Source organism: Archangium violaceum (assembly GCF_016887565.1).
In the GTDB taxonomy this organism is placed as follows: Bacteria; Myxococcota; Myxococcia; order Myxococcales; family Myxococcaceae; genus Archangium; species Archangium violaceum_B.
In genome coordinates this window covers 4,697,081-4,714,594 of sequence record NZ_CP069396.1, presented here as the reverse complement: position 1 = coordinate 4,714,594, position 17,514 = coordinate 4,697,081, and the positions used below count along the sequence as shown (strand labels likewise).

Here is a 17,514-nt window from a genome sequence, read left to right as displayed (position 1 = left end):
ACTTGCGCGCGATGCAGGATTCGAACCTGCGGCCTTTGGCTCCGGAGGCCAACCGGGGATTCCTCCAGGCGTTATCAGCCCTTCGCAAGCGCTCGTAACTCCTGGAGATTCCGAGGCAGGACGGTTCCAACCGTCCCATCCGGTCGCAGGGTCTACCAAGCCTTTTGCTGCATATTTGCTGCAAGGTGCGGCCCGGCCTCTGGGACGCAGCTCCGGCACGTTCGGGTATCGGGGGCCCTCCGGATTGATCCGGCCAGCGTGGAGGCGTTCATCTCCGCTGGAGGAGCGAGTTCCGAGAACAGCTGAAGGCCCTGCGAGCAGCCCTGTCCAGCGTAGGTGGGACTTCCCGCTACACCGTGGCTCAGGGGGCCCAGGTGAGGCCCCCTTGCACCCTTACGACGACGCGAGACACAAGCGCGGCCAGGCGGGGCCACCTGGTTCAAGGCCGCTGACGCGCCGCCAGGGGCGCTGCCCTTCGGGCAGCCGTTGAGCTGGCCAGCTCGCGCACGGCACGCGCACGAGCGCACAGGGGGTCATCGAGCACCAAGCGCACCGGCCTCGGTGCGAGCGCCACCAGCTTGAGCAGCAGGTGCCCCACCTCGTACAGGCACCAGCGAGCGATGCCGAAGACGCCTGCGACCACTAGCGATTCGGTGACGGCGTGCAGCCCGCTGGTACGCACCAGTGTCGCGTCCCTCATCGCCGCTGGAGAAGTGGGTTCCAAGCACAGTGGATGCGCGCACCGGCAGGAGGAAAGAGGGCCCGGCGCCTGGCATCGAAAGCGCTGTGATTGCTCTCACAGGCTCCGATTGAATCCCGTCACAGTCCGTGCGGCGAAGCACCGGCAGAGTGCTCCGCATGCACATCCCCGCGTTGATGCGAGGCGCTGCCGTGGCGGCCCTCCTGAGTTGCTCGACGGCCCCGGCCCAGACCGCGGCGTCCGGTTTCGAGCTGGAGCGCCTGGAGCTCAATACGGGACGGGGCTCCCTGCTGGCTGGCAATGGCGAGCTGCTGGTCCCCGGTGGCGTGAGCGCGGGGCTGGTCGGACACTACCAGCACCTGCCGCTCGTGCTGCGGAACGGGGGGGAACGCATGGCTCGGGTCCGCCACCGGGCCTCGACCGTGCTGGCGGGCAGCTATGGCGTGCTGCCCTGGCTCGAAGTGGGAGCACAGCTCCCCGTGGTGCTCTGGCAGCAGGGCGGAGATTCCAGCCACATGGGACTGCCGCCCCTGACCGCGCACGGGCTCGGTACACCGGTGCTCCAGGCCCGGCTGGGATTGCTGTCGCTGCGCCAGGAGCAGCCCGTGGATCTCTCGGTGGACCTGGGCGCCGGACTGCCCGTGGGGAGCCCGTCCGCCCTGGCGCGTGACCCGGGAATGCGCTTCCGCGCCCGGGTCACCGTGGGTAGACGGTGGGGATGGCTCGAGCCCGCACTCGACGCGGGCGTGCTGCTGCGGCCTTCCAACCCCCTGTCCGGCACGGCCTCCACGAACCTCATTCCCGAGCTGCGCCTGGGCGCCGGAGTGGCCGTGACGCACAAGGGGCTCCGAGGCGAGCTCGCCATCCGGAGCGCCTTCTCCATGGACACGCGGTCCCCCTCCATCGAGGTGCTGGGAGGCGTGCGGATGCCGCTGCCCCATGGGCTGGAGCTGTTCGCCCTGGGAGGACCCGGCCTGGGCACGGCGCCCGGTACACCCACCGCGCGGGTGCTCCTGGGCCTGGGGTTCCACACGGAGCCTCCTCCCGGCCTGGAGCGGCTCACGGAGACCATTCCCCGGTTCCGCCTGGAGCCGGAGCTCCTCGCTTCCCGGGAGGAAGCGCCCCGCCAGAGGGTGATGCCCGTACCCACCCGGGAGTTGCTCCCCGCCGAGGCTCCTGCCGCGAACACCACTCCCCTCCTCCAGGGCTCGGTGCTCTTCGAGCCGGGGCGCGCGGAGCTGCCCGGAGACCTGAGCCTGTTGCAGGCGGTGCTCATGCTCCTGCGCTCCCGTCCCGGGGAGTCCGTCGTCGTCCTCGAGGGACACGCGGGCCAGGAGGGGAGCGAGACAGCGGATCGCCTGCTGCCGCTCAAGCGCGCGCAGGCCGTCCGGAACTACCTGGCCGGGCAAGGGGTGCCCCCGGCGAACCTGCGGGTGCGGAGGTCCGAGGGACAGGTGCGCACCCCGCGAGTGGAGGTGTTCGTCTCGACCGTGCCGGCGCCCATCACCAGGGAAGTCCCCTAAAAGCCGCCATGTCCTTCGACTTCCGCACCATTCTTCTTCCATGACCTCATCGTCCGCCACGCCGCCACGGACCGCATCGCGCTGCGCACGTATGACCGGACCCGGGGCTGGCGGACCCCCAGCTACCGTCCACGATGCCGACAAGGGTGGGGCCGGCGCGGCGTGCGACCCGGACGATTCCGTCAAGGACGAGGAGACCGGTTGCGGCTGCGCGGCGGGCAGCGGGAGCGCGGGGGACCTCGCGCAGCGATTCACGCGCTCCGGCCTCCCCTCCAGTGCCCCTTCGGCTGAAGCAGAAGAGCGCCGTCCCCCGCGCCCACCCCACCAGTAGTACGGTGGGAAATGTACGGCGAAGTGGTCATACGGCTTCGAGGAGCACACGCTCATGTTCAGACACATTCTTTGCACCCTCCTGATGGTGCTGGCGACCACGGCGTCAGGTGGGGCCCTCAGCCCCGAAACAGACTCCCTTTCTGCAAGCCCGGACGTGACCCGCTTCGTCGTCGAGCCCCAACCCTCGAACGAGCCCACTGTGCTCTCCGGGGGAAGCAAACGGTTCACAAGAAAGCAAAAAAGCCAGATCAAGCAGGAGAACGCCCAGGCGAACGAGGGCAAGAATCATTGTGAGCAATGCCGTGTCGAAACCGTACCTGCCAAGAAGCATGAGAAGGATGTCACTCCTCCACTGAACGAGACCCATGTGGACCACAGAATCCCCAGTGCGAAAGGGGGTCCCAGCGAGGTCGACAACGGCCAGGTACTCTGTCGGGATTGCAATCTCAAGAAGGGCGACAAGGTCCCACCAGGGAAATGAGCATCATGGGCCCGATGAACACGGATGACATGGTGAAGGTTGTCTTCAAGCTGGAGAAGGACGAGGACGACTACCCTCCCGCGAACTACGAGAGCGTCTGGGCCTTCCCCGTTGGAGAAGGGCTGTTCCAGATCGACAACATCCCCTTCTTCGTCACGGGAATTGCCCTCGGAGATGTCGTCTCGGCCATCTCAGCTGGAGGCGAGCTCCGTTTCCAGAAGGTCGTACGTCCCTCTGGACACAGCACGCTGAGGCTCATCATCTACGACAAGAACGAGGTGCCCATTGTCCGTAAGCTCCTCGAGGAACGAGGATGCACGAGCGAGGGCAGTCACATCCCAGGCCTGATTTCCGTGGATGTTCCCCCCTCCGTATCCCTGGCTGAGCTGAGAGCGATGCTGGATGAAGGAGAGGCTCAGGAGCGGTGGGGGTATGAGGAGGCGTGCCTCGCCTCGCCCGGGGAAGGTGACAAAGGACTCCGTTGAACGGGTGTGAGGGGGGTTACGCCCGCACGACCTGTGCCCCCGGATTGCGTATTCCGGCCAACTCGAGCACTCGTTCCAGCGGGGTCGAGCACCGCTGGCCGCAACTTCCCTCCCCTCCCGCTCCTTCGGCCCCACCAATGAACCCACCTGGCCCCGGAATCGGTGCTCGACCTGGCCCGGTGCACGCACCTTGGGCAAGCACGCGGTAGCCGCGCGCCCCTGGAGCCACTCAGCGCTGTGATTCCTCTCACAAGCTCCGGTTGAACACCGTCACAGCCCGTGCGGCGAAGCACCGGCAGAGTGCTCCGCATGTCCTTCGACTTCCGCACCATTCTCCAACAGGTCGAGGAGGCCGCCCCCGCCCCGGGCCTCCCCGACTGGCTCCGCCGGAGCTGGACCGACCCGGAGGGCTTCGCCGCGGCCCTGTCTCCGGCCCACGCGGGCCGCGGTGCACCCTTCAAGAGCCGCACGGGCCAGCACCACGACTTCTTCCATGACCTCATCGTCCGCCACGCCGCCTCGGATCGCATCGCGCTGCGCACGTATGACCGGACCCGGGGCTGGCGGACCCTCAGCTACCGCCAGCTGCACGACCAGGCGGCACGGCTGGCCACGGCGTGGGAGCAGCGGGGCGTCAAGCCGGGAGCCCGGGTGTGCCTGCTGTTCCACCCCGGCCCCGAGCTGTGGGTGGGCCTCGCCGCGGCGCTGGGGTTGGGGGCCTGCATCAGCCTGCTGCCGCCCGTGGGCCGGAGCTTCGTCTCGCGCCGCCTGGCCGCGCTCGCGCCCCAGCACGTGGCGGCCGAGCCCCACCAGGCGCCCTTCCTGGGGCCCTATGCGAAGTGCCTGCTGCCCACCACCGGCCCCGCCACGCCCGCGCTCGCCTCCTACTCCTACAAACCGGACGAGCCGGTGGGCCTGCTCTTCTCTCCCCTGGTGGACTCCCCCTCCACCCCGGTTCCCCTCAAGGCCGGGGACGCCTGGCTCGGCGCGCTGGTGGATGGAGCGCTCACCTTCGCGCTGGCCCCGGGAGACCACCTGGCCGCCCCCGGCTTCCACCTGCTCCAGCACCTGCCCGCCCTCCTCTTCGCCACGCTACTGCGGGGCGCCACCTTCCTCCACCTCGAGCCCTCGGACCTGGAGGAGCGCCCCACCCTGCTGACCGAATACCCGGTGCGCGCGCTCGGCGTCACCCCGGCGCTGAGGGACCTGCTGCTGCGCACCCGGACCCGGCTCGAGAAGGTGGGCGGCTGGTTCCGCAACCCCGAGGCCCCCCTCGACTGGGAGGCGTGGCGCGCCTGGGTGAAGCAGTGCGGGCTGACGTCGGTGCCCTGCGCCAACGTCCTCGTGGATGCGACGGCGGGAGGCGCGGTGCTCTGCTCGCTCCGGCGCGTGGGGGATGTGCACACCGAGGCCGCGCCCGCGCCGGGCCGGCGCTGGGCCCTGAAGGATCTCAACCGGAGCGGTCAACGCGCCGCGGGGGACTCGGGCCTCTTCACCCTGCTGCCCGCGGAGGGCAGGCCGCCCGGCCATGTCGTCCTCTCCTGCATCCGCCAGCGGTACCATTACGCGGGCACGCGGGAGCCGCGGCACGAGGGACGGGTCGTTCCCGCCGCCGAGGTGACGGAGGCGCTGGAGGGAATGGACCCGCCCTGCGCGACCTCCCTGCTCACCGTGCCCACGGGAGGTGTGTCGGGCGAGCTGCGCACCGTGTTGCTCGTCTTCACCGGCCATCCCCCACGAGATCCGGCGCTGTTCCTGGCGGACATGCGCCGGCGCATCGAGTTGCAGCTCGGCCCCGAGCACATCCCCGACCGGTTCGAGGTCTTCCCGCTCTACCCGAGGCTCAAGGAGGGCCGGGTGAGCGACGCGTGGTGCCACGCGCAATACCTGACGGGCTCGCTCTACCACAAGGCCTCGGAGCCCCTGTTCCAGACACTCACCGCGTTGCGAGCCCAGGTGCGGCAAGCCGCGTCCCCCCCGAACACGAGGAAATGACCATGGCCATCCAAGTCGTCACGGGAGCCACGCTCCAGTGCAGCTTCGGCGTGGCGCCATCGACCCTGGTGGTGCCACCGGCGAACAAGGTGCTCGCGAGCACGCCCGCCGCCAACATCCTGGACAACAAGCCGATGGTGAACATCCCGCCGTTTGGGATGTGCCAGTCCATGGCCAATCCGATGGTGGCCTCGGCCACGGCGGCGGCGATGGGTGTGCTCACCCCCATGCCGTGCATCCCAGTGACCGCGGCCCCGTGGGCCCCGGGCTGCCCCAAGGTGCTCATCGGCAACATGCCGGCCCTCGACAGCAATTCCAAATGCATGTGCAACTGGGGCGGCGTCATCCAGGTCGTCAACCCCGGACAGACGGCGGTGCAAGATGGCTGAGCTCCTGGAGTCGCTCGCCGCGCTGGAGCGCACACTGAAGGCGGCCCCTGGCCCGATGTCCACCCTGACACCCGAGCAGGTGGAGACGCGGGTGGATCGGGTCATCGCCCAGATGGCGCGGGGCGCCTATGACGAGGCGGCGCGAGCGTCCGAGACGCTGCTGCGCGACGGCATCCGTGATGTGCGACTGGTGACCCCGTATGTCTTTGGAACCTTCCTGGCACAGGGCCCGCGGTCCCTGCCCGCGCTCTTCTCCGCCCTGCACCAGGTCTACACGCGGGGATGGGAGCAGCTCGGGCCCGACGACAACAAGCCCACCCTGGCCGACAGTGGCCTGCTCTGGCTGTTCAAGACACTCCACAAACACCTGGAGTTTCATGGGCGGACCCAGGACGACGTATGGCGGAGGTGGTGCGAGAGCTGTTCGCAGTCCCACGTCCAGGAGGCGCTCCAGCACGCCAGCAAGCTGGTGGAGGTACTCGAGCAACGCACGCCCGGTGGAGGTGGCCTCACCCGGTTGCTCCAGGTGACCGGCTGGCTGACCGAGCAGCGGGAGCTCTTCCCGGAGACGAATGCCAACCCTGTACAGGCGCGAGCCGTGGAGCAGGCGAAGGCGCTGGTGAAGGAAGAGAAAGCGCCGGTGGTCGAAAGGAGAAAGGAAGAGCCGCCCGCCGAGCCGGAAGAGGAAGCGACCCACGAGGACACTTCCAAGGAACTGGAGGACGAGGAGCAGGAAGACGAGGAGGAGGAGGAAGAAGACGAGGAGGAGTTCCATCTCGAGGCGCCCAGGGCCCTGCGGACGCGCTCGCCCCCGCCCCTCGCGCAAGGGCACTCGCCTGCACTGGAGCAACTGCTGCACAAGCTGGCTGCCTTCGACACGCTCGTGGAACGCCAGGACTTCTCCCGCGCCAGCATGATCGCCACGGACGTGCTCCACGTCATCGACCACTTCGATCCGCTCGTCTATCTGCCCTCGCTCTTCTCCCGCTTCCTCGCGGGCTTGAGCGCCCATGGGGAAAGGCTCGAGCCCCGGATGCAGGGCTCCAGGTCCTTGAGCGAGCGTGCCCTCGAGCGGCTCTACCGGACGGACCTGCAAGCGTTCCTGAGCGCCGCTTCCGGAGCGGAGGACGAGTCATGAGCGGTCCCCAGCTCGAGCAACGCCTCCGCGAGCGCATCCGCCACTTCGACATGCCCGCCCTGCTGGCCCTGCTTGCCCAGGAAGGCTACGGCGAGAATGACATCGAATACCGCAGTCACCGCACGCTCGTGCACCAGGGCCACCTGGTGCATGACATCCAATTCCTCCAGGTGCCGCACCGCCGCGTCATCCTCACGGTGAACCTCGGCCTGCTCGGCGTGCAATCTCCCCTCCCCGCGTTCCTCCTCCAGACGATGGAGCAGACGGACCCGCTGGAGGCGGAGCGGATGGAGCGGTTCCTGGGCTATTTTGATCATGAATTGCTCCGGGCGCGCTTCGCGGGGCTCTATCCGGAGCAGAACTCCGCATTGCTCCCCGGATGGGAGAACGCCACCCAGCACCGGTTGAGCCTGCTGAACCTCACCAGCCCCAGCACGTTGCACTGGCTGTTCATCCAAGCCTATCCCGAGGCAGAAGTGTCCGTGCGGCGTAAGGTGCACGTGCAACCGGTGGCGACACAAGGCTCCCAGTTGAGTGCCACAACGCTGGGAGACTCCACGGCCCTGGGTGGCTTTGCTTCCGTGCCCACAGGTGGACTGGAAGTGGTGCTCTTCTTCAATGAGAGCCAATGCGGAATGGGAATCCCCTGGGCTATTGAAGCTCCGCGCCGACTGACGCAAGGAGTGCTGCCCCTCCTGGTCCAGACCTCGTTGCCCCTGACCGTCCAGATGGCGCTGCGTGACCAGAGCGCCCCAGCCCGTCTCCAGCAAGACAGCTACCTCGGCTATGCACCGTTGGTGGATGCGGAGAACCGCCCTCAACAGTTCATCCTCTTCTGCGGCAAGACCTCACACCAGGAACCGGCTGGGCTTACGTGTGACGGGCTCAACACAAACATCGTGTCCTGACTCACACCCGGAGGGTGAGTCGCGTCACAGCGCGGATGTGGCTTGGAGGGCAGTCTGGTGTGTGTCGTAGCGGTAGGGCTTCGATGCTTTGGCGAACGAGCACGGAACAAGTAATTCACGGCAGGAGGAACATGGCAATGTCCGACAAGGTTACTACGCAGAGCAAGGGCTCTTTGTCCCATTCGGAGAAGCCTTCCGCCACATACAAACAGCGCAAGTTTCATCTCGCGCCTCCAGTTCAGCACAAGCATCCCGGGGACAATGACGACTCGGTGGAACAGTCTGAGAGCATTCTTCCACAGAAGGACCTCAAACCATCTCCGCAGCGGACGATGGTGGCGCAACCGTCCTCCCCGAAGCAGAAGAAACCCGACATAAGAGCGAGCGCCGAGGCCTTCGACAATGTGCTGCTCGAGAGCGCCGCGAATCTGGGCCAGAAGCTCTCCCGTGCCGACCTGGAACTAGCGAAGGAAGAGATCTTGGACAAGGGCCAGCGTCAGTCCGGTGGCTCAAAGGGTAGCAGAGCGAACAAGGTGCCCGTTTCGAAGGAGCAGATCGAACACGAGACCTCGTGCTACATGGCCCTGGAAGCCATCATGGTGGACGCCTACGCGCGCAAATCCAAGGGCGGAGGAAGCAAGGCACCTTCCATCTTCCTTCCCGCGCGCCGACTCAACAGGAACAAGAGAAAGGTCGTCTACGCCGTCATCTCGATCGTGGGTGGCCTCACGGTATCGGCAATCGTGGCGGCGGTGACCTTTGGCGGCGCCGCCGTCCTCATTGCGGGCGCTCTGGCGGGTCCCATCATCTCTGAGATTTTGAATTGGGTCCGGTCAAGGTACTACAAGAAGTCTTACAACAAGTTCATGGAGCAGTATCAGCAGGGGACCTTTGTCGGCGACAAGCTTTCCGCCGTCCGGAAGTACATCCAGGGCCTACAATTGACCTCAATAACGGACTCCCTCGCGGACATCATCAACTGCAAACAGAAGCTGAAGGAACTGCAGGCCCGTGCCATCCACAACTGTGCTGCAGCGGAGGAGGTCGCGGACAAGGCGGTCGCGATCTACTATGTCTGGGCCTCCAAACAAGAAGACCTCATGAAGAAGCTCAAGGGGTTCGGGTTCTTCGTCGACTGGTGCTTCGATCAACTCGATGCCATGCAGAAGGATCTCACGAGAGCCAAGGTTCATCAACTTTACACCTTCATTCAGAGGCAGGTAAGGGGGGCTGCCCATGGGAAGAAATGCGACGTCCATTTCTTCGGCCGCGGCGGCTCGTCCTTCAATGGCCTCTGCTATCAAATGCAGGGGGACACTCCCAGGAAGCCCGGCTTCAAGCAGTGGATGACGAGAGGCGAGTTCCCGAAGCACAGGCACGATCCTGTCTACCGCCTCTTCAACGACGTCTACAACGTCGCCGTCGGGAATCGCATCTATCATGACCATACAGCGGACGTGGATGCCTTCCGGGCCCTCCTAGAGGAGTCGCAGCAGCAGCAGAGCGGGGAAAACGAGCTTCGGAAGGCCGACGAGCCCTTCTTCTCTCTGCAAAGCCTCTTCCTCATGGTGGACCTATCAAGCGCACTGAATGACATGATGGTCGCCATCAAGGCTCCGTCGGCCCTGAGGAATACTCAGCCGTCCGACCCCTTGGCTCCCTCCGCGCAGCCAGCCCCCATCGATCCAAACGGTCTCAAGCGCATTCTCAAGAAACTGGATGTCATGGTGGAGCAGGACAAGAAGATGACCAAAGCCGAAAAGGAAAAGGCTTGGCAGGAACTCAAGGAACTCCAGAAGTATTGCGATCGGGGTGAGTTCAAGAAGCTCGCGTCCGTGCTCGGGTCCACCTTCGCATTGAAATTGGGCACCGGTGCCTTAGGGGCGGCAGTCAAGCAGGCCAAATACGAAATCAAGGTCTGGAAGGGTTGGGATACCCAACCGGGGGACGCGGTCAACGTTCCCTACTTGGCCAACATGATCCTCAAAGCCGGGGTCCAAGCCACCGGCGAGATGTTGAATCTATATTGGGACGCGAAGCGGCTCGAGGAGCCCATCGAAAACACAAATGAGTTTGAGGGGCTGGACGGCCAACTGAAGCGCATTGACGCGCTTCGGTCTGTCCTGAAGAACGGCAAAGTATTCGACGACTTCACCAGTGAATTCGAGCGCTTCAAGAAGGCCTATGACGAGTTCAAGATCGCCTACGCTCGCGACGAGTACAACCTCAAGAATAGGCCAGATGTCCTGGCGTGTGGTGACGCATACCAGTACGCACGCGATCTGGCCATACTCACCGTCTCCTGGGACAAGATGATGAAGTTGCTTCGGGTGGTGTTGGAGTTGCACCAGCATGCGCTGGTCACGCTTTCCTTCACCAAGGAGGTCGACCGAGCGCAACTGGCCGTTGAGCAAAACATCTACGATTCGCTGAAGAGAAGCCATCCGGAACACGCGGGTTGTGGCGGCAAGGTGTGTTATGTCCTGGTTGCGAAGGGCGACGCCATGAAGGAGATGGAGGAGTCGAGGTTCGAGATCGCCCAGAACCGAATTTGAGAAGCAAGACGCTCGACAAGCAGGAGCCGAAGTCCCCCTGGCCGACTGTTCCTTGGACGTGGGAAGCCTCGCGAGATCCTTGGAGCACGGCACGCGGGCATGCTCCGCCTCATACACCGTCGCATCACCTAGCATTCAGCTCGAGCCACTGTGACGGACTTCACCTCCCTCCCATGAATCTCGTCACAGCCCAGTCGAACCGTTTCCACCAGATTACGCATCACCCTGGGGCCACAAGCTCCCGGCCACCGCAGTCAGAAGGAGTAGCACCTTGCCCATCCAAGACAAACTTCCCACCTCGCGCATCACCCTCACCTACCGCACCACCATCAATGGGCAGGAGGAGGAGGTCGACCTGCCCTTCCGCATGCTCGTCCTCGCCGATCTCTCCTTTGGCTCGGCGAAGGACCGGAAGGTGGACCTGGACGAGCGCAAGCTGCGCTCCGTCAAGCCCGGCGGCCTGGACGACCTGATGAAGGACATGAACATGTCCATCGAGTTCCAGGTGCCGGACAAGACCGCCGCGGACGGCCAGGGCTCGCTCAACGTGACGCTGCCCCTCGAGAAGATGAAGTCCTTCCACCCCGACGAGTTCGTCCAGCACGTGCCCAAGCTCAAGGCCCTGCTCGTGCTCCGCAAGCTGCTGCTGGAGATGCAGGCGGACATCGACAACCGCAAGGACCTCTGGCGCACGCTCTCCGAGCTGTACGCCAACCCCGAGGACATCGAGAAGCTGCTGGAGAGCGACTCGCTCAAGGGCTTCGAGAACCTGCGCCTGCCTGCTGGCGGCACGGCGGACGCCTGATCCCACCCCCAACCCCAGTCACCCCTACCCACAAGGAACCCTCCCATGGCTGAGAGAAACTACCTGCAGGACATCTTCAAGAGCCGGGGCCTGGGCGCCCCTCCGGCGTCCGCCGAGCCCATGATCGGCTCGGGCCTGATCCCCACCTCACTCCAGGAGAGCGAGATCTCCACCGACAGCCGTTTCCTGTCCGCGCTGGCGGCGCTGCTCCACAACGTGAAGCCGCTCAAGGACGAGGACAACCGGCCGCGCTTCGACAAGGGCCAGGTGATGAACGCCGTGGCCCGCCTGGATGAGATCATCGAGGCCCAGGTGAATGAAATCCTCCACCACGAGACCTTCCAGAAGGCGGAGGCCACGTGGCGCGGCGTGGAGGACCTAGTCAACCACACCAACTTCCAGGCCAACATCACCATCGACCTGCTGGACGTGTCCAAGCAGGAGCTGGCCCAGGACTTCGAGAAGAACGCGAGCAGCATCTTCTCCAGCGCGCTCTTCAACAAGGTCTACACCCGCGAGTACGACCAGTACGGCGGGCGGCCGTTCGGCGTGATGCTCGGACTGTATGAGTTCACGGCGTCGCGGCCGGACCTGCTGTGGCTGGAGCGCATGAGCTGGGTGGCCAACGCCGCGCACTGCCCCTTCGTGGCCTCGGCCAGCTACAAGTTCTTCGACTGCGAGAGCGTCGAGCAGCTCGAGTCGCTCAAGAGCCTGGACGGCGTGCTCAACCACCCGCGCTACGGCAAGTGGGCGGAGCTGCGCGAGAGCGAGTCGGGGGCCTACGTCAGCCTGGCGCTGCCGCGCTACGTGGTGCGGCTGCCGTACAACCCGGTCACCAACCCGTGCGAGGTGCTCAACTTCACCGAGGAGGCCCACGGCGACTCGAAGAAGTACCTCTGGGGCAACGCCGCCATCCTCTTCGGACGCAACCTGGCGAGCGCCTTCGAGCTGTCCGGCTGGTGCCAGTCCATCCGCGGCCCCAAGGGCGGCGGGCGCATCCAGGGCCTGCCGGTGGACACCTTCACCCTGCGCGGTCAGCAGGAAATGCAGATGCCGGTGGAGATGTGCATCCCGGACTTCCGGGAGTACGAGTTCGTCCGCCACGGATTCATGCCGCTGGTGTACCGGAAGAACGAGGCGGAGGCGACGTTCTTCAGCACCCCCTCCATCAAGCGCGCCAAGCGCTACAAGGACCCGAAGGACTCGGAGAACGCGCAGCTCGTCACCAACCTGGCCTACACGTTCTCCATCACCCGGCTCGCGCACTACGTGAAGAGCATCATGCGCGACAACATCGGCAGTTCGGCCGACGAGGTCTACATCCACCAGCAGATCAGCACCTGGCTGATGGACTACGTCACCGCAGTGACCAACCCGGATGACCTCACGCTGCGCCGCTTCCCCTTCAAGGCCGCCCAGGTCCAGGTGGTGAAGCGCTCGGGAGAGATCGGCTGGTACGACTGCAAGGTCTCCGTCCTCCCCCACATCCAGTTCGAGGGCCTCAACGTCGAGCTCCAGCTCGAGTCGCGGCTCGGCTAGTCCCTCCGTCTTCCATCACCAACATACTCGCGAGAAAGCACCATGCCCAAGTTCAGCCGCAGCCTCGACGTGTACCAGGGATTCAACTTCAAGAAGGACAAGCAGAGCAACGTCGGCGTCATTCTGACCATGAAGATCGCCGGCAAGGAGATCAAGGCCGACCTGGAGACCATCAAGAACCCGGAGAAGCCCACGGAGGATCTCAAGGCCGTGGCGGTGCTCAATCACTACCTGTGGGATACGGGCGCGACGGATTCCATGTACTTCTCCGGCCAGATCTCCACCGCCAACCGGCAGCTCCTCGCCATGCTGGTGCTGAGCGACATGACCAGCATCGAGGTGGAGTTCAACTACACCATCTACCAGTACGACCCGCTGGAGAAGAAGTACTTCAAGTCCAACTTCCCCAGCAAGGCGCTGATGGGCCTGGTGGAGAAGAGCGGGGACGAACTGAAGCTGATGGTCGCGGACGACCCGGACGACGAGGTGGCCTCGCCGCAGAACTTCACCTTCCAGATCGGCATCAAGCCGCAGCCCCAGGAACAGCAGCTGACCCTGGCCAGCGCGCCGCAGATGAAGGTCGAGAAGAAGTGGGGCTTCAAGGGGTAGGTCCCCTCGAAACCTGGTCCCCCACCCTCCGAGTCCGAGCACACCATGAATCCCCACAAGATCGCACGCGTCCGCTGGCAGGCGGGGCAGATGCTCCTGCCCGAGCACTTCCGGGCCCAGGACGAGGTCCTCCTCGCCGAAACCCTGCTCACGGCCGAGCTCACGGGCCTGCCCTTGTCTGGCATTGGTGCGCTCGAGCTCAACCGGGCGCAACTGGCCGAGGGCACCTTCGCCCTCAGCTCGTTGACGGCCATCATGCCGGGCGGCCACCTGGTGCAGGTGCCCGGCAACGCCACCGTGGCGCCCGTCTCGTTGGACGAGACGGGCCGCTCGCGGCTCACCCTGTACCTGCACCTGATGCACGAGACGCGCGGCGCCGAGGGCATCCCCCTGTACGAGAAGGACCCCCCGGCGCTCCACCGCTCGCTGCACATCCTGCAACTCTCCATGGAGCAGGCCCTCGATGGGGCGATCAGCACCCTGGCGCTCGCCGAGCTCACCAAGGACGAGCACGGCAGATGGTCGCTCTCGCGGGAGCAGCTTCCCCCGCTGCTGCGGGCGAGCCCCCATCCGTTCCTCGATGGGCTGCTCACCCGCCTGGATGAAATGTTGGATCAGGCACGCGGGCAGCTGCGCACCGCCATCCGCGACACCTTCGTGCGAGGCGACCGGCTCTCCAATGCCCGGCGCGCCCTGTGCGAGGTGCGCCGTGTCCAGGGCCTGCGCGCGGACATGCGCCATGGCCTGCACCCACCCACGTACCAGCTCTTCGAGGTCCTCCGCCGGCTGTACCTCGAGCTGTGCTGCTACCTGGAGTGCGAGCCGGAAGAGGAGCTGCCCGCCTACGAGCACGACCAGCCCGGCCCGGGACTGTGGCGGTGGATGGAGCTGCTCGACCGGGGCCTCCGCCCGACGAGCGCGAACAAGCGCTCGTACCGGCCCTTCGAGTGCCGCGAGGGACGCTTCGTGCTCTCGCCCCTCCCCCAGGAGGAGCCCATGCCCAATGACTTCTACCTGCTGGTGCGGCGCCACGAGCGCGACAAGCCCCGCTCCCTGGATGGCGTGAAGCTCGCCAGCCCGCTGCGCCTGCCGACGGTGCGGCGCATGGCTCTCAAGGGGCTGACCTTCCGCCACGTCCCCTACCCTTCGTTCCCCCACTCCTTCGACTCGGACATCGACTGGTACCAGCTCACCACCGAGGGCGACGAGTGGCAGGCGGCCCTGCGCGAGGACGGCGTGGCCCTCCCCGTCACCCCGCCGCTGGAGGGTGCCCAGCTCTTCCTCTTCTGGCGGAGGACGTGACATGGCGCGCCGCCCCTTTCTCGACAGGTTCTCCAGCCGTGGTCCCACCGCTCGGGATGCCCTGGGCCCCGTGGTGCGCAACCTCGAGGCCGTGCTCAACACCCGAGAGGGCTACGGCTACTTCCAGCAGGGCTTCGGCCTCGGGGACTACACCGGGGACCGGGGCGGCAAGGAGCTGGTCCCTTTCCTCACGGAGGAGTTGCAGCGCCAGGTGACGCAGTACGAGCCGCGGCTGCGCGACGTGGCGGTGACGCTGAGGGGCCAGGATGGAGCGTTGTGTCTGCACTTCGATGTGACGGGCCTGCTGGGCGGGGAAGCCCTCCGGCTGCGCCTCATCTTCGACACCGTGAGCAGCCGGGTGCGGCTCGAAAGGAAGGACTGACATGCAAGGCACTTTCGAGGACAGGCTGGCCGTCTCGCTGACCCTCACCGCGGGAGGCAAGGAGCACGTCATTCCCCCCGGCAACATCCAAGCCTTCGCCCTGGAGATGCACGGCTGGGGCCTGGAAGGGCGGGTGGAGTTCATCCTCACCGACAACAAGGACCTGGGCGGCAAGCAGAAGGACACCCTGCTGCCGGACTTCCTCAAGCCGGACCTTGGTGAGGTGTCGCTCGAGGTGAGCGCCATCCAGACGGACGCCAGACCCAAGCAGAAGCCCACGCCCCTGAAGCTCAAGGGACTGGTGTCCTCCAAGACGCTCGTGGAGCTGCCGGGCTCTTCGGCCCCGAAGGCTCCCCTCCTGCACCGTCGCTACACCGTGCGCTTCGTCGACGCGGCCCGACTGCTGTGGCGCCAGCACCACCCCTGCGCGCTCTACACGGAGAAGACCTTCAAGGACGTCCTCGAGGAGCACAAGGGGGAGAAAATCCAGCTGAGCTACGACTGGGACGCCGTGCTGGGCGTCTCCCACCCGCTGCTCTTCCTCGGGCTGGAGCGGGAGGCGGGGGCGAGCTTCTATGACCTGTTGCTGTGGTACCTGGACCGCCACCAGGGCGTGCTGGCGTACGACGCGGAGAAGGGCAGCTACTCCCTGCTCGGAGCGAAGGCGGACGCGGGCGAGCCGTTGGAGCTGGAGCCCGGAGAGGTGGCCTCGCTGGAGGTGCTCCTGCCCGAGGTCCTCCGCCATGGAGCCACCGTCTTCAATGCCGTGGCGGAGGGCTCCAAGAAGGAGGAGCTGACCCACGATCAGGCGGTGGCGGGCCTGCGCCAGGACGTCCTGATGTGCACCCCGCTGGCGGATGTGGTGCAGGCGCGGGTGGATCTGGAGAAGGCGCGGCTCCAGGCGAGAGGCATGGAGCTGGAGTTGGAGTGGCGGCGCATGCCGGCCACGGCCTTCTCCCCGGGGTCCCTGGTAAAGCTGCCCCCCGGCAAGGGCTGGAACCCGGCCAGCGTGGCCGCCCAGGACACCTTCCGTGTCCGCACCCTGCTCCTCCGTGGGCAAGCCATCGAGTCCAACCCCGACACAGAGCGCGAGGCGCCGTACGCCGGCTTCCACTTCCAGATGAGCACGCGGCTGGAGCGCAAGGACGAGGCCTGGATCGACCTGCCCGCCTACACCCCGCCGCGCTACCCGCGCCATGTGGAGGGCGTGCTGGTGAGCGAGGTGGGAGAGGACAAGCATGAGACATGGCAGGTCTACAGCGAGGAGAAGACCTCCCTGGAGTGCTACCACGTCAAGCTCCCCATCTGGGACGACCAGGTGGTGCACGCGCCCTTCAATCCCAACCTGATGCCGGGCCACTTCTACTTCCCCGCCTACAAGAACGAGCGGGTGCTGGTGGCGCTCGACTTCCAGAACGCCTGGGTCAAGCGCTTCCTGGACTGGCGGGCCGGTGCGCGGCTGCCCCAGGAGAGCCAGGGCGTACAGCTGCTGATGGGCAAGACGCCCACCAACGGCGCCACCCTCCAGCAGTCCTACGAGGACGACAAGCCCGTGCTCCTGTTGCAACGCACGAACGAGAAGGACACCGGGGTGATCCGCCTGCGCGAGGGCGCGCTGCGCATCCAGGTCAAGGAAGAGAAGAGCTAGGAGCACAACGTCATGGCGAAGCTCATCTGCACCATCGATCTGGACAAGGAGAAGGGCCTGATCGTCACGGTCGAGGATCCCGATGGGAAGCTCACCCAGACGGTGACGCTGGATGGCAAGGCCATCACCCTGGAGGTGAAGAGCGACTCCGACACGAGCACCATCGTCCAGAAGCCGGACAGCGTTACCATCACCTGCAAGGCCTTCACCGTGGAGTCCGACACCATCACCCTCCAATCCAAGAAGGAATCGGCGTGGACGAGTGAGAAGACCCTGCAGCTCGAGAGCACGGAGGACATGACGTTCACCTCCAGCGCGAAGTTGACCCAGAAGTCCACCAAGGACGCGGTCCTCTCCTCCGGTGCCAACCTCGAGGTGAAGGCCACCCAGAAGCTCGCTCTCGAGGGAATGGAGGGCCAGGTCGCCGCCACGGGCGGCGCGCTGAAGCTCGAGGGAGTGAAGCTGGAGATGAAGGGCAAGTCCCAGGCGGAGCTGGGGGCCCCCCTCATCAAGGTGGCCGCCCAGGGCCAGCTCGGCCTCGAGTCCTCGGGAGTCGCCGAGCTGAAGGGCTCGATGACCAGCGTGAGCGGCTCGCTCGTGAAGCTGGGTTGAGAAAGCACCCTCCCCGGCACTGTGACGCAGTTCACGCCGTTCCCATGGGGCCCGTCACAGCCCCTCCCCTGAAGAACATTCAGAGTACGCGCTACCCGGGGCCACACGGC

The 17,514-nt window shown here is 65.7% G+C and carries 16 protein-coding genes and 1 tRNA gene; 15 read left to right on the top strand and 2 right to left on the bottom strand.

From position 1 onward, the window contains the following. Positions 1-4 precede the first annotated feature (4 nt). Both JRI60_RS19360 and JRI60_RS19355 read right to left on the bottom strand, forming a co-directional pair. Positions 5-95, bottom strand: a tRNA-Arg gene (locus JRI60_RS19360). A 344-nt stretch (positions 96-439) separates the two neighbouring features. Continuing rightward, positions 440-700, bottom strand: a complete 261-nt coding sequence (locus JRI60_RS19355; protein ID WP_204227340.1) for a hypothetical protein — start codon at positions 698-700, stop codon at positions 440-442. Positions 701-858: 158 nt separating this feature from the next. On the opposite strand from JRI60_RS19355, the gene JRI60_RS19350 reads away from it, so the two are divergent. The 15 genes from JRI60_RS19350 to JRI60_RS19280 all read left to right on the top strand — a co-directional run bounded on the left by JRI60_RS19350 (position 859) and on the right by JRI60_RS19280 (position 17,404). Next, positions 859-2,223, top strand: a complete 1,365-nt coding sequence (locus JRI60_RS19350; RefSeq protein ID WP_204227339.1) for an OmpA family protein — start codon at positions 859-861, stop codon at positions 2,221-2,223. A gap of 385 nt (positions 2,224-2,608) precedes the next feature. After that, positions 2,609-3,037, top strand: coding sequence for an HNH endonuclease (locus JRI60_RS19345; protein ID WP_204227338.1), 429 nt, complete (start codon positions 2,609-2,611; stop codon positions 3,035-3,037). Between the two features lie 14 nt (positions 3,038-3,051). Continuing rightward, positions 3,052-3,522 carry a DUF4265 domain-containing protein gene (locus JRI60_RS19340; RefSeq protein WP_204227337.1) on the top strand — a complete coding sequence of 157 codons (471 nt, stop codon included), beginning with the start codon at positions 3,052-3,054 and terminating at the stop codon, positions 3,520-3,522. A 309-nt stretch (positions 3,523-3,831) separates the two neighbouring features. After that, positions 3,832-5,517, top strand: coding sequence for an AMP-binding protein (locus JRI60_RS19335; RefSeq protein WP_204227336.1), 1,686 nt, complete (start codon positions 3,832-3,834; stop codon positions 5,515-5,517). 2 nt (positions 5,518-5,519) lie between these two features. Continuing rightward, positions 5,520-5,906, top strand: coding sequence for a DUF4280 domain-containing protein (locus tag JRI60_RS19330; RefSeq protein WP_204227335.1), 387 nt, complete (start codon positions 5,520-5,522; stop codon positions 5,904-5,906). Beyond that, on the top strand, positions 5,899-7,044 hold the full coding sequence (locus tag JRI60_RS19325; RefSeq protein ID WP_204227334.1) for a type VI secretion system protein IglI family protein: 1,146 nt from the start codon (positions 5,899-5,901) through the stop codon (positions 7,042-7,044). Before JRI60_RS19330 ends, JRI60_RS19325 begins: the two co-directional genes overlap by 8 nt. A gap of 50 nt (positions 7,045-7,094) precedes the next feature. Beyond that, positions 7,095-7,952 carry a type VI secretion system baseplate subunit TssG gene (locus JRI60_RS19320; protein WP_239470611.1) on the top strand — a complete coding sequence of 286 codons (858 nt, stop codon included), beginning with the start codon at positions 7,095-7,097 and terminating at the stop codon, positions 7,950-7,952. Between the two features lie 137 nt (positions 7,953-8,089). After that, positions 8,090-10,507, top strand: coding sequence for a hypothetical protein (locus tag JRI60_RS19315; protein WP_204227332.1), 2,418 nt, complete (start codon positions 8,090-8,092; stop codon positions 10,505-10,507). Positions 10,508-10,778: 271 nt separating this feature from the next. Continuing rightward, positions 10,779-11,312 (top strand): type VI secretion system contractile sheath small subunit, encoded by a 534-nt coding sequence (gene tssB / locus JRI60_RS19310; RefSeq protein WP_204227331.1) that lies wholly within the window; start codon positions 10,779-10,781, stop codon positions 11,310-11,312. A 45-nt stretch (positions 11,313-11,357) separates the two neighbouring features. Further along, positions 11,358-12,851 carry a type VI secretion system contractile sheath large subunit gene (gene tssC / locus JRI60_RS19305; protein ID WP_204227330.1) on the top strand — a complete coding sequence of 498 codons (1,494 nt, stop codon included), beginning with the start codon at positions 11,358-11,360 and terminating at the stop codon, positions 12,849-12,851. 42 nt (positions 12,852-12,893) lie between these two features. Continuing rightward, on the top strand, positions 12,894-13,460 hold the full coding sequence (locus JRI60_RS19300; protein ID WP_204227329.1) for a hypothetical protein: 567 nt from the start codon (positions 12,894-12,896) through the stop codon (positions 13,458-13,460). A gap of 45 nt (positions 13,461-13,505) precedes the next feature. Continuing rightward, positions 13,506-14,762, top strand: a complete 1,257-nt coding sequence (gene tssK / locus JRI60_RS19295; RefSeq protein ID WP_204227328.1) for a type VI secretion system baseplate subunit TssK — start codon at positions 13,506-13,508, stop codon at positions 14,760-14,762. Position 14,763: 1 nt separating this feature from the next. Continuing rightward, complete coding sequence (locus JRI60_RS19290) at positions 14,764-15,144, top strand: GPW/gp25 family protein (protein WP_204227327.1); 381 nt, start codon at positions 14,764-14,766, stop codon at positions 15,142-15,144. Position 15,145: 1 nt separating this feature from the next. Then, positions 15,146-16,792 carry a hypothetical protein gene (locus JRI60_RS19285; protein ID WP_204227326.1) on the top strand — a complete coding sequence of 549 codons (1,647 nt, stop codon included), beginning with the start codon at positions 15,146-15,148 and terminating at the stop codon, positions 16,790-16,792. Positions 16,793-16,804: 12 nt separating this feature from the next. Further along, complete coding sequence (locus tag JRI60_RS19280) at positions 16,805-17,404, top strand: hypothetical protein (protein WP_204227325.1); 600 nt, start codon at positions 16,805-16,807, stop codon at positions 17,402-17,404. Positions 17,405-17,514: the final 110 nt, after the last annotated feature.

Excerpts from the sequence above, each read along its gene's own strand:
- JRI60_RS19355 (WP_204227340.1), bottom strand. The coding sequence starts at position 700 with ATGAGGGACGCGACACTGGTGCGTACCAGCGGGCTGCACGCCGTCACC.
- JRI60_RS19350 (WP_204227339.1), top strand. The coding sequence starts at position 859 with ATGCACATCCCCGCGTTGATGCGAGGCGCTGCCGTGGCGGCCCTCCTG.
- JRI60_RS19345 (WP_204227338.1), top strand. The coding sequence starts at position 2,609 with ATGTTCAGACACATTCTTTGCACCCTCCTGATGGTGCTGGCGACCACG.
- JRI60_RS19340 (WP_204227337.1), top strand. The coding sequence starts at position 3,052 with ATGAACACGGATGACATGGTGAAGGTTGTCTTCAAGCTGGAGAAGGAC.
- JRI60_RS19335 (WP_204227336.1), top strand. The coding sequence starts at position 3,832 with ATGTCCTTCGACTTCCGCACCATTCTCCAACAGGTCGAGGAGGCCGCC.
- JRI60_RS19330 (WP_204227335.1), top strand. The coding sequence starts at position 5,520 with ATGGCCATCCAAGTCGTCACGGGAGCCACGCTCCAGTGCAGCTTCGGC.
- JRI60_RS19325 (WP_204227334.1), top strand. The coding sequence starts at position 5,899 with ATGGCTGAGCTCCTGGAGTCGCTCGCCGCGCTGGAGCGCACACTGAAG.
- JRI60_RS19320 (WP_239470611.1), top strand. The coding sequence starts at position 7,095 with ATGCCCGCCCTGCTGGCCCTGCTTGCCCAGGAAGGCTACGGCGAGAAT.
- JRI60_RS19315 (WP_204227332.1), top strand. The coding sequence starts at position 8,090 with ATGTCCGACAAGGTTACTACGCAGAGCAAGGGCTCTTTGTCCCATTCG.
- tssC (WP_204227330.1), top strand. The coding sequence starts at position 11,358 with ATGGCTGAGAGAAACTACCTGCAGGACATCTTCAAGAGCCGGGGCCTG.
- JRI60_RS19300 (WP_204227329.1), top strand. The coding sequence starts at position 12,894 with ATGCCCAAGTTCAGCCGCAGCCTCGACGTGTACCAGGGATTCAACTTC.
- tssK (WP_204227328.1), top strand. The coding sequence starts at position 13,506 with ATGAATCCCCACAAGATCGCACGCGTCCGCTGGCAGGCGGGGCAGATG.
- JRI60_RS19290 (WP_204227327.1), top strand. The coding sequence starts at position 14,764 with ATGGCGCGCCGCCCCTTTCTCGACAGGTTCTCCAGCCGTGGTCCCACC.
- JRI60_RS19285 (WP_204227326.1), top strand. The coding sequence starts at position 15,146 with ATGCAAGGCACTTTCGAGGACAGGCTGGCCGTCTCGCTGACCCTCACC.
- JRI60_RS19280 (WP_204227325.1), top strand. The coding sequence starts at position 16,805 with ATGGCGAAGCTCATCTGCACCATCGATCTGGACAAGGAGAAGGGCCTG.